Annotated in this window: 11 protein-coding genes and 1 pseudogene; 4 read left to right on the plus strand and 8 right to left on the minus strand. The window is 66.1% G+C overall.

Going from position 1 to position 14,917, the window contains the following annotated elements:
* Positions 1 to 3 precede the first annotated feature (3 nt).
* From AC0J42_RS03725 to AC0J42_RS03740, 4 genes are all read left to right on the plus strand, one after another.
* Entirely contained in the window at positions 4 to 897 is an 894-nt protein-coding gene (locus AC0J42_RS03725; RefSeq protein WP_473005282.1) for an NAD-dependent epimerase/dehydratase family protein, read from the plus strand.
* A 114-nt stretch (positions 898 to 1,011) separates the two neighbouring features.
* On the plus strand, positions 1,012 to 2,679 hold the full coding sequence (ggt, locus tag AC0J42_RS03730; RefSeq protein WP_416422311.1) for a gamma-glutamyltransferase: 1,668 nt from the start codon (positions 1,012 to 1,014) through the stop codon (positions 2,677 to 2,679).
* 116 nt (positions 2,680 to 2,795) lie between these two features.
* Positions 2,796 to 4,253 (plus strand): hypothetical protein, encoded by a 1,458-nt coding sequence (locus tag AC0J42_RS03735; protein ID WP_473005283.1) that lies wholly within the window; start codon positions 2,796 to 2,798, stop codon positions 4,251 to 4,253.
* A 134-nt stretch (positions 4,254 to 4,387) separates the two neighbouring features.
* The gene (locus tag AC0J42_RS03740) at positions 4,388 to 5,815 is read left to right on the plus strand and encodes a hypothetical protein (protein ID WP_473005284.1); all 1,428 of its coding nucleotides are present in this window, start codon (positions 4,388 to 4,390) and stop codon (positions 5,813 to 5,815) included.
* 83 nt (positions 5,816 to 5,898) lie between these two features.
* On the opposite strand, the gene AC0J42_RS03745 is transcribed toward AC0J42_RS03740, so the two are convergent.
* From AC0J42_RS03745 to purU, 8 genes and pseudogenes are all read right to left on the minus strand, one after another.
* Positions 5,899 to 6,762 carry a methyl-accepting chemotaxis protein gene (locus AC0J42_RS03745; protein ID WP_416427531.1) on the minus strand — a complete coding sequence of 288 codons (864 nt, stop codon included), beginning with the start codon at positions 6,760 to 6,762 and terminating at the stop codon, positions 5,899 to 5,901.
* Between the two features lie 39 nt (positions 6,763 to 6,801).
* Positions 6,802 to 7,803: pseudogene (locus AC0J42_RS03750) on the minus strand (methyl-accepting chemotaxis protein); the annotation flags it as partial.
* A 249-nt stretch (positions 7,804 to 8,052) separates the two neighbouring features.
* Positions 8,053 to 8,607: a sarcosine oxidase subunit gamma gene (locus tag AC0J42_RS03755; RefSeq protein WP_473005285.1), complete on the minus strand. Its 555-nt coding sequence runs from the start codon at positions 8,605 to 8,607 to the stop codon at positions 8,053 to 8,055.
* Between the two features lie 3 nt (positions 8,608 to 8,610).
* Positions 8,611 to 11,505: a 2Fe-2S iron-sulfur cluster-binding protein gene (locus AC0J42_RS03760; RefSeq protein WP_473005286.1), complete on the minus strand. Its 2,895-nt coding sequence runs from the start codon at positions 11,503 to 11,505 to the stop codon at positions 8,611 to 8,613.
* Positions 11,502 to 11,798 (minus strand): sarcosine oxidase subunit delta, encoded by a 297-nt coding sequence (locus tag AC0J42_RS03765; RefSeq protein ID WP_416422316.1) that lies wholly within the window; start codon positions 11,796 to 11,798, stop codon positions 11,502 to 11,504. Before AC0J42_RS03765 ends, AC0J42_RS03760 begins: the two co-directional genes overlap by 4 nt.
* A 10-nt stretch (positions 11,799 to 11,808) precedes the next feature.
* On the minus strand, positions 11,809 to 13,050 hold the full coding sequence (locus AC0J42_RS03770) for an FAD-dependent oxidoreductase (protein WP_473005287.1): 1,242 nt from the start codon (positions 13,048 to 13,050) through the stop codon (positions 11,809 to 11,811).
* Complete coding sequence (gene folD, locus AC0J42_RS03775; protein WP_473005288.1) at positions 13,032 to 13,928, minus strand: bifunctional methylenetetrahydrofolate dehydrogenase/methenyltetrahydrofolate cyclohydrolase FolD; 897 nt, start codon at positions 13,926 to 13,928, stop codon at positions 13,032 to 13,034. The genes AC0J42_RS03770 and folD overlap by 19 nt, the downstream gene beginning before the upstream one ends.
* Entirely contained in the window at positions 13,925 to 14,791 is an 867-nt protein-coding gene (gene purU, locus AC0J42_RS03780) for a formyltetrahydrofolate deformylase (RefSeq protein WP_473005289.1), read from the minus strand. Before purU ends, folD begins: the two co-directional genes overlap by 4 nt.
* Positions 14,792 to 14,917 lie beyond the last annotated feature (126 nt).

Genomic DNA, 14,917 nt, shown 5'->3' on the forward strand with positions numbered 1-14,917 from the left:
AGCATGAACGTATTCGTCACCGGTGCCGCCGGTTTCATCGGCGGCTCGATCGCCACCGCCCTGGTCCAGGCCGGCCACCAGGTCACCGGCCTGGTGCGCAGCGCCGAGCAGGCCGAGGAAATACAGGCCCTGGGTATCACCCCGGTGCTGGGCAGCCTCGATGATCGTGCACTGCTGATTGCCCAGGCGCGCGCCAGCGATGCCGTGATCAACGCCGCCAGCAGCGACCACCGCGGCGCCGTCGAAGCCTTGATCGAAGGCCTGCAGGGTTCCGACAAGCCGCTGCTGCACACCAGCGGTTCGAGCATTGTCGGCGACGCCTCGGGCGGCAAGGGCAGCGACGTCATCTACTACGAAGGCCACCTGCCCGAACCTACTGTGGACAAGGCTGCGCGCGTGGCCATCGACAACCTGGTACTGGCCGCCGCCGCCCAGGGCGTGCGCTCGGCGGTCATCTGCAACACGCTGATCTACGGCCACAGCCTGGGCGTGAAGCGCGACAGCGTGCAGCTGCCACGGCTGCTGAAGCAGGCGCGCAAGAGCGGCATCGTCCGCCACGTGGGCCCGGGCCAGAACATCTGGTCCAACGTGCACATCGAGGACGTGGTGGCGCTGTACCTGCTGGCGCTGGCGAAGAACCCGGCCGGCACCTTCTACTTCGTCGAGAGCGGCGAGGCGGCCTTCGTCGACATGACCCGCGCCATGGCCACCGCCCTGGGCCTGGGTGAACCCCAGGACTGGCCACTGGCCGACGCGGAAAAAGAATGGGGCTATGAAATGGCCAATTACGGCCTGGGCTCCAACAGCCGCGTGCGTGGCAGGAACGCCCGGGAATTGCTGGGCTGGGCGCCCAAGCGCAGCTCGGCGCAGCAGTGGATTCTCGACGAAATGCTGTGAAACCAGCAGCGAAACGGCCGCCCCTGAGCGGCCGTTTTGCCCTGTAGGGGTTGAAACCACCGCCATCCTGGGCCTAACTGTGGCTGCAATTCATAACAACAGTAAGGACACCCGATGCGTATTGTGTTGTTCAAGACCCTTGCCCTGAGTGCCGCCATTTTCGCCAGCACCCACTCCTACGCAGCGTTGCTGGACAGCGGCGCCGTCGCCGCGCCCGACCAATACGGCGCCAAGGTCGCCGCGCAGATTCTCAAGCAGGGCGGCAACGCGGTGGACGCCGCCGTCGCCACGGCCTTCACCCTGGCCGTCACCTACCCCGAGGCCGGCAACCTGGGCGGCGGCGGGTTCATGACCCTGTACGTCAAGGGCAAGCCCTACTTCCTCGATTACCGCGAGACCGCGCCCAAGGCCGCGAGCCGCAACATGTACCTGAACGACAAGGGCGAGGTCATCGAGAACCTCAGCCTGGTCGGCGCCAAGGCCAGCGGCGTGCCCGGCACCGTGCTGGGCCTGTGGGAAGCCCACAAGCGCTTCGGCAAGCTGCCGTGGGCCGAGCTGCTGACCCCGGCCATCGGCTACGCGAAGGACGGCTTCACCGTCGCCGACAAGCAGTTCCAGTACCGCCAGGACGCGCTGAAGCTGTTCAACGGCCAGACCAACTTCAACGACTACTTCGGCACCATGAAGCCCGGCCAGACCTTCCGCCAGCCGGAGCTGGCGCAGACCCTGGAGCGCATCGCCGACCAGGGCGCCAAGGACTTCTACGAAGGCAAGACCGCCGACCTGCTGGTAGCCCAGATGCAGGCCGACAAGGGCCTGATCACCAAGCAGGACCTGCACGACTACAAGGTCAACTGGCGTGAGCCGCTGCACATCGACTGGCGCGGCAACATCATCTACACCGCGCCGCTACCCAGCTCGGGCGGCATCGCCCTGGCCCAGCTGCTGGGCATCAAGGACATCCGCAAGGACGACTTCAAGGGCGTGGCGCTGAACTCGGCGCGCTACATCCACCTGCTGGCCGAGATCGAGAAGCGCGTGTTCGCCGACCGCGCCAACTACCTGGGCGACCCGGACTTCAACGACGTGCCGGTGAACAAGTTGATTGCCCCGGCCTACCTGCTCAAGCGCGCCGACGAGGTCAACCCCACCGCCATCTCCGCCACCGAGAACGTGCACCCTGGCCTTGAAGCGCACCAGACCACGCACTTCTCCATCGTCGACCACGACGGCAACGCCGTCAGCAACACCTACACCCTGAACTGGGACTACGGCAGCGGCGTGGTGGTGAAGGGCGCAGGCTTCCTGCTCAACGACGAGATGGACGATTTCAGCTCCAAGCCAGGCGTGGCCAACGCCTTCGGCGTGGTGGGCGGCGACGCCAACGCCATCGAGCCGGGCAAGCGCATGCTCTCGTCCATGAGCCCCACCCTGGTGACCCGCGACGGCCGCGTGACCCTGGTGCTGGGCACCCCGGGTGGCTCGCGGATCTTCACCTCGATCTTCCAGGTGCTGAACAACACCTACGACTACCGTCTGCCGCTGGCCAAGGCCGTGGCGGCGCAGCGGGTGCACCACCAGTTGCTGCCCAAGGACACCATCTACTACGACAGCTACGCGCCGCTCACTGGCCAAACGGCCGAAGAGCTCAAGGCCATGGGCTACAAGCTGGAGGACCAGGGCTGGGAAATGGGTGATGTCCAGGCCATCAAGGTCGATGGCCGCAAGGTCGAGACCGCCTCCGACCCGCGTGGCCGTGGGGTGGGCCTGCTGGCCAAATGAAGTTCATGAAGTGAACCGTCACTAGCGGTAAGATGGTTTCCTTTTCGCGCGCCACCCTGTAGCCGCAGCCTGCGGCCGCGGCTACAGGGACCTCGCCTGCCAAATCAGGAAAACCCATGAACCGTGTTGCCCTTGCCCTGGCCATCGCCGCGACCGCCGCCTGCGCCCACCAGTCCACCCCGGCGCCCGCGCCCGCCGCCCCGGTGGCCAAGGCCCAGCCGACGCTGAAGGTGCCGGCCCCGGTCGACAAGGCCAACCAGCTGATGTTCGACATGGTCAAGCGCACCCCGCTGAGCAACAGCGTGCTGCGCGACGGCGACCAGCTCAGCTTCATGGTCATCCGCCCCAAGGACGACACCCTGCGCCAGGACATCATGATGCAGATCCAGGCCTCGTGCGTGGAGCCTTCCGCCAAGCTGATGTACTTCGACGGCGGCAAGCGCTCCTACGTGAAGAGCCAGGACGGCCTGTACATGCCCGCCGTGCGCATGCGCAAGGACGTGGCCCAGGCCCTGTTGAAAAACCCCGATTTCGTCGACGCCTGCAACAGCACGCCGCAGCCGGACTGGCGCGTGGTGCGCACCGCCGCCAACGGCCAGCAGACCCTGATCGACCGCGCCAGTATCAAGCCCCAGGGCAACACCCTGCGCTTCTGGACCGCGTGGGATGAACCGGTCACCACCTTCGACCTGCCGTACTACGCGCCCATGGCGCAGAAGCGTGAATACGTGGCGGTGGACTGCACCCAGCAGACCTTCAAGGTGCTGTCGGGCTTCGACCTGGACGAACGCAACAACGTCACCGACGGCGCCGTGCACTTCGTGCCCGAGGCCCAACAGATTGCCCGCGACACCGACAACCACGCCACCTACAAGGCCATCTGCGGCAACCCGCAGGCGCTGGAAAAACTCCCGGCGTTCAGCCCGCGGGTGAAAGCACCGCTGGCCGGCCCGTTCCCCGGGGTGATGGCGCTGCCACTGGCCGCCGTGCACAAGCTGGGCATGCCGGCGCCGCGCAAGCCGCTCACCTACCTGTCCGAGACCGGCACCGCCAACGGCCCCAACGGCGAAGTACCGCTGAACGTCGACACCTTCATCAAGCCTGACGCCACCACCGGCCAGCTGGCGGTGCGTTCCACCAGCGATGGCTTCGACAGCAGCGAAATCTCGTTCCGGGGCCTGTTCTCCCTGGCCAGCAAGACCACCTTCCATGGCCTGGACACCGTGTTCGAAAGCTCGTCGGTGATCGACGCGCACTTCACCGGTGACTGGCGCACCATGCCGGTGGGCAGCACCCTGGGCGTGGTGCTGGACACCAGCGCGGTCAGCGGCAACACCGGCGCCATCCTCACCCACACCAACGTGCAGTGCGCCATCAAGAGCCAGGTCAGCGCCGCCCAGGTCAACCCGCACCTCAGCGGCCAGGCCAAGCTGGTGCGCTGCACCGTGAGCAGTGACAAGCGCCAGAGCGTCGATACCCTGTACTACCTGGAGGACTACGGTTACTTCTACCAGTCGGGCACCGACAAGAACGACCAGTACTACAGCCAGCGTCAGCTGCGCAAAGTCCACTAAGCACCCTTGTAGCCGCTGCCGCCAGGCTGCGCTGGCCCTTGTCCACGCTGAAGATCTTCAGTGTACTCCGGGGCCAGCGCAGCCTGACGGCAGCGGCTACAGTGTGGGGACGCTGAACTTGATGAAGGATCACTATGCAACGTCTGCCCCTGGCCCTGCTGATTGCCCTCGTGGCCGGCTGCGCCCAGCACGCGCCCAGCCCCGAGGCGCCGAAGCCGCACGTGCCAACCGACGCGGAAAAAATGCTCAGCGACACCCTGGCCCTGCCGCCCGTGCCCGAGTCAGTGATGCGCAACGGCGACACCCTCAGCTACCTGGCCGTGCCACCCGTCACCGAGCAGCAACCGTACCCGTTCGCCGCGCAGATCGAGGCGTCGTGCAGCAGCTACCAGGCGCGCATTGCCTACGTGCAGGGCGAGAAACGCGTGTACTTCGGCAGCAGCAACGGCGGCTACATGCCGCCGCGCGACGTGCCTGACGAACTGGCCGGCAACCTCAAGAGCAACGCCGCCTTCAAGGCCGCGTGCCAGGCCACCGCGGTGCCGGAGTGGCGGGTGATCAAGGGCGGCGACCAGGTGTTCTGGGTGCTGCTGGACCGCAACAGCCTCAAGGCCGAAGGCGACGAGATGCGCTTCTGGGCCGCCCTCGACGAGCCCACCGTCACCGCCGGCCGCCCCTACAACGCCCCCAGCGCGCAGAAGCGCGAGCACTACGCCGTGGACTGCGGCAAGCAGAGCTTCCGCCTGCTGATGGGCTACGACGTCGACGAGCGCGACAAGGTGACCGACGGCAAGCTGTTCAAGGACCCGCAGCCGCAGCCCTTCAGCCGCAGCGTGCCCGAGTACCAGACGCTGTTCCGCGCCGTGTGCGCCAAGCCCGAGGCGCTGGCGCAACTGCCGGCGTTCAGCCCACGCAGCAAGGCGCCCATCAACACGCCGCTGCCGGCGGTGGGCGCGGTGCCCATGACCGCCATCAAGCACTTGAACCTGGCGCCGCCGCGCAAGGCGTTCAAGCAGACCCTGGAAACCGGCATGGCCAACACCGCCAAGAGCAACCTGCCGATTCGCGAAGAGCGCTTCTTCGAGGTCGACAAGGCCAGCGGCCAACTGGGCATCCGCACCCGCGCCGACAGCTACGAAGGCAGCGAAGTGAGCTTCCGTGGCCTGGTGGCGCTGGCGCAGAAGACCCGCTTCTTCGGCAAGACGGTGATGACCGAGGACTCGATGCTCACCAACCTGACCTTCAGCGGTGACTGGCAGCAGATGCCGGTGGGCCAGGAGCTGACCTACATCACCCAGGGCAAGCGCAAGAACTCGATGATGGGCGACCTGGGCGAGAGCCGCCAGGTGGTCAAGTGCAAGGTGGACAGCGAGGCGCCGGCGGCGCAGCTCAACGCCAGCCTCAGCGGCCAGGCGAAGAAGTTGCGGTGCAGCGGGGAAGGGGACCCCTACAACCGCGTGGACACGGTGTGGTACCTGGAGGACTACGGGTACTTCTTCAAACAGGGCACCGACAAGAACGCCCTGTACTACGACGACCGCACGCTCAAGACCGTGCAGTGACCTGTGGGAGCTGGCTTGCCAGCGAGCTTTTCAGGCCCTCGAAAAGCTCGCTGGCAAGCCAGCTCCCACCAGGTTTGTAGCCGTTACACGCGGAAGTGGCTGACCATCATCTGCAGCTGCCCACCCAGGCGCGCCAGCTCGACGCTGGAGGCCGCGGTTTCCTCGCTGGCTGCCGCGGTCTGTTCCGACACGTCACGCACGTTGATGATGCTGCGGCTGATCTCTTCGGCCACCGAGCTCTGCTGCTCGGCTGCCGCGGCGATCTGCTGATTCATCAACTGGATGTTCGACACCGTGCGGGTGATGTTCTCCAGTGACACGCCGGCCTGACGGGTCAGGGCCACGCTGCTGTCGGTCAACGCGCTGCTGCTGAGCATCACGTTGGCCACTTGCTGGGTGCCGGTCTGCAGGCCGGCTACCAGGCCTTCGATTTCCTCGGTGGACTTCTGCGTGCGCTGGGCCAGGCCACGCACCTCGTCGGCCACCACGGCAAAGCCGCGGCCGGCTTCACCGGCACGGGCCGCTTCGATGGCAGCGTTCAGCGCCAGCAGGTTGGTCTGCTCGGCCACGGCCTTGATCACGTCCATGACCTTGCCGATCTTGTCGCTTTCCTGCTGCAGGTGGCCCATGGCCTCGGTGGAGCGCTTGACCTCGGCGGCCAGGCGTTCGATCTGGTCGATGGCCTGGTTCACTACCTTGTCACCGTCACGGGCCTGGCCGTCGGCATCGGTGGCGGCCATGGAGGCCTGCTCGGCGTTGCGCGCGACTTCCTGCACGGTGGCAGTCATCTCGTGCATGGCAGTGGCCACCTGGTCGGTTTCCACCTTCTGGCTGTTGACCCCGGCGCTGGTTTCCTCGGTCACGGCCGACAGTTCCTCGGCGGCGCTGGCGATCTGGGTCACGCCGTCGCGGATGCTGGTGATCAGCTCGCGCAGGGTGGTGCCCATGTTCTGGATACCTTGCTGCAGCACGCCCAACTCGTCCTTGCGGGTCACGCGCAGGGTCTGGGTCAGGTCGCCGTCGGCGATGCGTTTCACCGCGTCCAGGGTTTCCTGGATAGGGCGGGTGATCTGGCGGGTGATGATCAGGGCGGCGGCGATGCCGAACAGCAGGGCCAGCAGCGTGGCGATCAGCTGCACCGATTGCGCCTGGGCGCTCTCGCTGTCGCGGCGGTCCAGTTGCAGTTTGTACAGGGCGTCGCTGATGCGCACGATCTCGTTGCCCTGGTCGGTCATTTCCTTGCGGGCCTGGACGATGTCGGCGTTGGCGGCCTTGAAGCGGTTCAGCGCAGCGCGGTAGCTGTTGACGGCGCCCTCGTACAGCTTGATGCCGTCCTGTTGGCCCGGCAGCGCGCCATACAGCGGCGCCACGGCGGCCTGGGCGGCGTCGAGCTGGGCGAACGCGGTCTGTTCGTTGGCGGCGCTGGCGTCGCCCAGGTAGCCGCGTACTTCGTAGCGCACCACCAGCAGCAGGTCCTTGGCCTTGGCCACGGCCACCACTTCTTCCATGCGGCGGTCAGCCTGCACCGACAGGTTGACCTTGTCGATGGTCTGGAACGCCGCCAGGGCGGTGTCGTTCAGGTCCTGGCGCGCGGCGTTGCTGGCGCGGTAGGCGGCACGCATCTTGTTCAGCGAGACCTTGTAGGCTTCCAGCTGGCCGTTCTGCTCCTTGAGCAGCTTGATGTTTTCCGGGCTCTTGAAGGTGTCGAGGATCTTCTTCTGCTGGGCCTCGAAGCCGTCCAGGGTGGTCTGCACCAATTGCGCCGCGGTGTCGTCGCCGTTGGCGAGCATGTACTGCAGGCGCGCCACGCGCAGTTTGGTCAAGGCAGAGTTGAGCTGGGTGATGTCACTCATCCAGTTGCTGCGGTTAATCAGGCCACCCATGCTGTTCCAGCCGGTGGCGGCCAGCAGGGTGGTCAGTACCAGCACCAGGCCAAAGCCCAGTCCCAGCTTTTTGTTCACGCTTATGTTGGCAAACCAACTGTTCATTCTTCCCTCCGGAAACTTGTGCGCTTCTTGATCGTTGGTTGCTGGGGGGTATTTTTTTATCGTTGGCAGCCAGCAGTTTTTTTCTTCTTAGGCACGGTTTATCGGCGGGGAAAGCGCAAACATGAAATTTTAGTCATAAGCCTGTAGCCGCTGCCGTCAGGCTGCGCTGGCCCTGTGCCTCGCTGAAGGTGTCCAGTGAATGTGGGGGCCAGCGCAGCCTGGCGGCAGCGGCTACAGGTGGGTGGTGTATCAGGCGAACTCTTGCAGGGCGTCCTGGACGGCGGACAGGAAGTATTCGTGGGAGGCGCGGTCGAACAGCACGTCGAAGGTCGGCACCTCGCCGCCTGCGTTGATGATGATCACGTTGATGCGCGCCGCCGAGGTCTGCGCCACCGCGCCGGGGGCGAAGGCCTGGGCGCGCAGGTCGACGGCGCACAGCTTGGCCATCAGCGCCGGCAGCAGACTGCCGCCCAGCCGTATCCAGGCGTGGCTGTCCTGGCGCGGCAGCAGGTAGTTGGCGCTGTGGTCCAGCGCCCAGCGCGCTTCCTCGTCGGCCAGGCGCTGGCCGTGGTCGGCCTGGCTGCCCAGCAGCAAATACTCGGTCTGCGACAGGCGCGCCACCCGGCTGCCGTCGGCCTGGGCCACGGCGCGGTTGGCGGCCTGGGGCAGTTCGAAGCCGCGCTGTTGCAGGTAGGCGGCGCTGTCGGCGCCGCGGAAGCCCACCCGGGGCAGGTCGGTGAGGTCCAGCAGGGTGCAGGGCTGCACGGCCTGCCCGATGTAATCTTCAGCTTTGAGACTGGACATGGCTTACAACTCCTGGCGCAGGTTATCAGGGTCGAAAAACGGTAGTTTGACCACGGTGGCTTCGACGACGATGCCGCCTTCCACGCGGATCGGGATCTTCTGCCCGGGTTGGCTCTGGTCGAAACCGGCGTAGGCCAGGCCGATCACCTGGCCCAGGGTTTCGGAGTATTCGCACGAGGTGACGTTGCCGCTGATGTCCGCGCCGCTGAGCACCAGGTGGCCTTCGAGCGGCTGCACGCTGCCCTTGGGCAAGGTAAAGCCCACCAGCTTGCGGGTCATGGGCTGCGCTTCGAGGATGTCCACCGAGCGCCGCCCCACGAAGAACGGTTTGCTGCGGCTGACCGCCCAGCCCATGTCGATCTCGGCCGGGTGGGTCATGCCGTCGGTGTCCTGGCTGATGATCACGTGGCCTTTTTCCAGGCGCAGCAGGCGCTGGGTCTCGACGCCGAAGGGGCGGATGTCGAAGGCCTTGCCGGCGTCCATCAGCGCGTCCCACAGCTGCACGGCGTGGCGCGCCGGCACGTGGATTTCATAGCCCAGCTCGCCGACGAAGCCCACCCGCAGCAGCCGCGCCTTGATTCCGGCCACGGTGCCCTGGCGCACCGCCAGGTAGGGGAAACCGGCCGGTGACAGGTCCAGGTCGCTGCAGACTTTTTCCAGCACCTTGCGCGCGTCCGGCCCCGCCACGTTCACGGCGGAAATGGCCGCGGTGACGTTGGCGATGTCGACGTCCAGGCGCCACTGGGCGTTCCACTTGAGCATCTGCTGGTAGATACGGTCGACGCCGCTGGTGGTGGCGGTGACGTAGAAATGCCTGTCGGCGAAGCGTGCACACACGCCGTCGTCGATCACCACGCCGTGCTCGTTGGTCATCAGCGCATAGCGCGAGCGGCCCACCGGCTGCTTGAGGAAGGCGAAGGTGTACAGGCGGTTCAGCAACTCGGCCGCATCCGGGCCGCGTATGTCCAGGCCGCCCAGGGTCGACACGTCGATGATGCCGACCTTGTTGCGCACGTGCAGCGCCTCGGCCTGCATGCACTGCTCGCGCTGCGAGGCCTTGCCGTAGTAAGCCGGGCGCTGCCAGATGCCGGCGGGCATCATTTTCGCCCCGGCTTCCAGGTGGCGGCGGTGCAGCGGTGTCTGCCGATACGGATCGAAGGCGCGGCCGGCGACATGGGCGAGCTTCTCGGCCACGAACGGCGGCCGCGCGGTGGTGACGCCGGTCTCGCTGATGTTGCGCTGGGTCGCTTGCGCCACCAGGCGCGCCGTGGGCAGCGCCGAGTGACGGCCCTGGGACGGGCCCATACCGACGGTGGAATAACGCTTCACCAACTGCACGTCGCGGTAGCCGATTCTGGTGGCGTTGATGATGTCCTGCACCTGCAGGTCTTCATCGAAGTCGACGAAGTCCTTGCCCTTGGGGTGCGGGAAAATCGGCCAGGGGAAATTGACCCGGGCCTCGGGCGCCAGGCTGGCGTGCGCCGGGGCACCCAGGCCCAGGGCGGCGGCGATGGCGGCGGCGCAGTTGCTGGCGTCGGCCAGCACGTTCTGCAGGCTGTGGCAGCCATTTACCGAACCGGCCACGTGGAGGATCTTCGGCAGGCCGCTGAGGGTGAATTCCGCCAGCTGGTCGTCGTAGGCCAGCTTGCCACCGGCCTGGCACAGCAGCTGGTACACCGGCATGTAGCCGCCGGACATGCACAGCAGGTCGCAGTCCAGTTTCACCGCGCTGCTGGCCACCTGGCCCTGGCCGGTGATCTTGCGCAGCTCGACGCCGCTGACGTGGCGCATGCCGCTCTCGTGCAGGGCCTCGAACACCGTGGTGTCGACGTGCAGCGGAATCGAGCGCTGGTCCAGCGCGCGCAGCAGGGCGCGGTCGGCGGGGCCGTTGCGCAGGTCGACCACGGCGGCCACTTTCACGCCCTGGTCGTGCAGGTCCAGCGCCGCCAGGTAGCCGTCGTCGTTGCCGGTGAGCACCACGGCGGTGTTGCCCGGCTTCACCGCGTACAGCTTCATCAGGCGCTGGGCGGCGCTGGTGAGCATGATGCCGGGCAGGTCGTTGTTGCGGAAAATCACCGGCTGGTCGAACGAGCCGCTGGCGACCAGGCACTGGCTGGCGCGCACCTTGTACAGGCGCTTGCCCTGGATGACCGGCAGGTAGTTGTCGGTGAACCAGGCGTTGCAGGTGGCCTGGGTGAGCACCTGGATATTGGCGTGCTGCTCGACGGCGCTCACCAGTTCGCGCCGCAGGGTTTCGGCGCGGGTGCCGTCGATGTCGAAGCGCGCGTAGGTCAGTGACCCACCCAAAAGCGGGCTCTGCTCGATCAACAGCACCTTGGCCCCGGCATTGGCCGCAGTCAGCGCTGCCTGCAGGCCGGCAGGCCCGGCACCCACCACGGCCAGGTCCGTGAACAGGTAGGCCTTGTCGTAGTACTCGGGCTGGAACGTCAGGTCCAGCACGCCCAGGCCGGCTTTCTTGCGGATGATGGGTTCCCACACCTTCCACATGCCCTTGGGCTTGTAGAACGAGCGGTAGTAGAAGCCCACCGGCATGAACTTGGAGAACTTGCCCAGCCAGGCGTCCTTGTCGTTGTCCAGGGTGCCGTTGAAGTTTTGCCCGCTGGCTTGCAGGCCCTGCTCCAGCGGTTGCATGTCGGCCAGCACGTTGGGCTCGCGCGGCAGTTGTACCAGGCTGTTGGCGTCCTGCCCGGCCATGCTCAACGGGCCGCGCGGGCGGTGGTATTTGAACGAGCGCGAGAGCAGGAAGCGGCCGTTGGCGAGCAGGGCGCTGGCGAGGCTGTCGCCGGCGAAGCCCTGGTAGGGCGTGTCGTCGAAGCTGAAAGTCAGCGGCTGTTCGCGGTCGATCAGCAGGCCCATGGGGGCGGGGAGGCGGTTCATCCGGCGATCTCCTGGGTGGCGAATTCGACGCGGGTGGTGAAGACTTCCTTCGGGTCGAAGGTGCGGATGATCTCGTCGGTGACCGTGTGCCGCTCGGCCAGGAACCAGTAGCTGGACGGTGTGTGCATCCACCACTCGCGCACCACGCCGGCGAGATTCTCGCAGTTGAACACGTAGTCGGCCCATTCGGCGTCGGTGCAGGTGGCCGGGTCGGGCATGGCCTTGAACTCGCCGCCGTAGGTGAATTCGCTGATGTTACGCGGCCCGTTGAGCGGGCAATTCATGATTTTCATCGTCCGTTCCTCAGTGGCTGGCCGCGGTGGCGCCCATTTCGTTGACCTGCTTGAAGGTGGAAAAACGCGCCAGGCTGAATGGCTTGATCAGCTCCGGCACCTTGCCGCCGCTGGCCACCAGCTCGGCCATGGTCTTGCCGCAGATGGGCGTGGCCTTGAAGCCCCAGGTGCCCCAGCCGGCGTCCAGGTAGTAATTCTTCACCGGGCTCAGGCCCATGATCGGGCTGTAGTCCGGGGTCATGTCGGTGATGCCGGCCCACTGGCGCATCAGCTTGGCGTTGGCCAGGAACGGGAACATCTCGATGGCGTGGGCCAGCAGGCTTTCCTTCAGGTCCAGGGTGGAGCGGGTGTTGAACAGCGGGTAGGGGTCGGAGCCGCCGCCGAACACCACCTCGCCACGGCTGGTCTGCTGCACGTAGCAGTGCAGCGCCGAGGAGCTCACCAGCGGGTCGAGGAACGGCTTGAACGGCTGGGTCACCATGGCCTGCAACGGGAAGGTCTGGATCGGCGAGCGGATGCCGGCCTTGGCCATCATCTGCGAGCTCATGCCGGCGATGGCCTGCACCGCGCAGCCGCACTGGACGGTGCCGCGGTTGGTCTTCACGGCGGTGATGGCGCCGTTTTCGATCACCAGTTCCTGCACTTCGGTGAGCTGGTGGATCTCCACGCCGCGCTTGGCCGCCTGCTTGGCGTAGCCCCAGGCCACGGCGTCGTGGCGGGCGGTGGCGCCGTCCATGTGCCACAGGCCGGCCAGCACCGGCAGGTAGCCGGGGTCGAGGTTGAGGGTGGGCACCAGTTCGCGGATCTGCTGGCGGTCGATCATCTCGGTGCGGCCGCCGAAGTGCTTGTTGACCTCGGCGCGCTGGCGGAACGAGCGCACGGTGGCGTCGGTGTGGGCAAGCGTCAGCTGGCCGCGGTGCGAATACATGATGTTGAAGTCGAACTCGTTGGACAGGCCCTCAAACAGGCGCACCGATTCGGCGTAGAACTTCACCCCTTCGCTGGTCAAGTAGTTGGAGCGAATCACCGCCGTGTTGCGTGCGGTGTTGCCGCCGCCCAGGTAGGACTTTTCCAGCACGGCGACGTTGGTGATGCCGTGGTACTTGGCCAGGTAATAGGCCGTGGCCAGGCCATGGCCGCCACCGCCGATGATCACCACGTCGTAGCGGGGCTTGAGTTCCTTGGGCGCGGGCAGGTCAACCTCGACCGGGTACTCCGAGCTCAGGCCATATTTCAACAGGTTGAAAGGCATGGGGCCTCCGACGGGCTGCGTGGGGGGGTGGCCTGCTGCAGCGCAGCGGTCAGGGTGTTCTTCATCAGGAAGGCGATGGTCATCGGCCCGACGCCACCGGGCACCGGGGTGATGGCGCTGGCCACGGCCAGGGCGCTGTCGAAATCGACGTCGCCCACCAGGCGGCTGCGGCCGCCTGCTTCGATACGGTTGATGCCCACGTCGATGACCACGCAACCGGGCTTCAGCCAGCTGGCGTCGACCATCTGCGGGCGGCCGACGGCGGCTACCACGATGTCGGCCTGGCGGCACAGTTCGCGGGCGTTGACGCTGCGCGAGTGCAGCACGGTGACCGAGCAATGGGCCTGCAGCAGCAACGCCGCCATGGGCTTGCCGACAATGTTCGAGCGGCCGATGACCACGGCGTGCTTGCCGCTCAGGTCGCCCAGCGTGGCCTGCAGCAAGTGCATGCAGCCGCTGGGCGTGCAGGGGGTGAGCACGTCGCGGCCCTGGCTGAGGCCGCCGACGTTTTCACTGTGAAAACCATCGACGTCCTTGCTCGGCGCAATCGCCTGCAACGCCAGGGCTTCTTCTATATGGGCCGGTAGCGGCAGTTGCAGCAGGATGCCGTTGACGCTGGGGTCGGCGTTCAACCGGGCGATCAACGCCAGCACGTCGGCCTGTGGGGTATCGGCGGGCAGGCGGTACTCCAGCGAGCGGATGCCGGCTTCCTCGGCGCGCAAAATCTTGTTGCGCACGTAGACATGGCTGGCGGGGTCATCGCCCACCAGGATCACCGCCAGGGCCGGGTGGATACCGTGCCGGGCGATATCGGCTTTTACCTGGCGCAACACTCCGGCTGCGGCGGCCTTGCCGTCGATCAACTTGAGGCTGTTCACCGGAAGATCACCGTGCGGTCCTGGTTGAGGAAGACGCGGTGCTGTAGGTGGTATTTCACCGCCTTGGACAGCGCCACGGTTTCGGTATCGCGGCCTATGGCGACCAGGTCGTCGGGCAGGTAGGCGTGGTCCACGCGCTGCACTTCCTGCTCGATGATCGGGCCTTCGTCGAGGTCGCTGGTGACGTAGTGGGCGGTGGCGCCAATCAGCTTCACGCCGCGCTGGTAGGCCTGGTGGTAGGGCTTGGCGCCCTTGAAGCCGGGCAGGAACGAGTGGTGGATGTTGATGGCGCGCCCCGACAGCTGCTTGCACAGGTCGTCGGAGAGGATTTGCATGTAGCGGGCCAGCACCACCAGGTCGGTGCCGGTTTCGTCCACCACCTTCATCAGCTCGGCCTCCTGGCGCGCCTTGGTGTCCTTGGTCACGGGCAGGTAGATGAAGCGAATGCCCTCGCGCTCGGCCATGGGCCGCAGTTCCAGGTGGTTGGAGACGATGGCGGTGATGGTCATGTCCATCTCGCCCTTGTGGTAGCGGTACAGCAGGTCGGTGAGGCAGTGGTCGAACTTGCTCACCATCAGCAGCACGCGCATGGGCTGGCTGTTGTCGTGCAGCTCCCAGTCCATGTCGAACTGGCCGGCCACGTCGCCGAAGCCGGCTTTCAATTGATCGATGTCACCGGCGTGGCCGTCGTTGAAGCGAAACACCGCCCGCATGAAAAACCGCCCGCTCAGCTCGTCGTCGAACTGGGCCATCTCGCCGATGTAGCACGCGTTGCCGGCCAGGTACGAGGTCACCGCCGCGACGATGCCCGAGGTGGCCGGGCAGCTTATCTTGAGAATGAATTGGTGTTTTTCGTGTTGCATGGCTTGTCCTCGGGGGAAGGGTGGCGGCAGCGCATCGCAGGGCGAAAAAAGGCGTCCCACAGGAAATTGCCTGTGGGGAATAAAATATTCCTTGGTGGGTTTTATAGGGGAAAGCGCGGGGGGCGT

This window comes from Pseudomonas sp. Tav-5-1A (genome assembly GCF_055755055.1).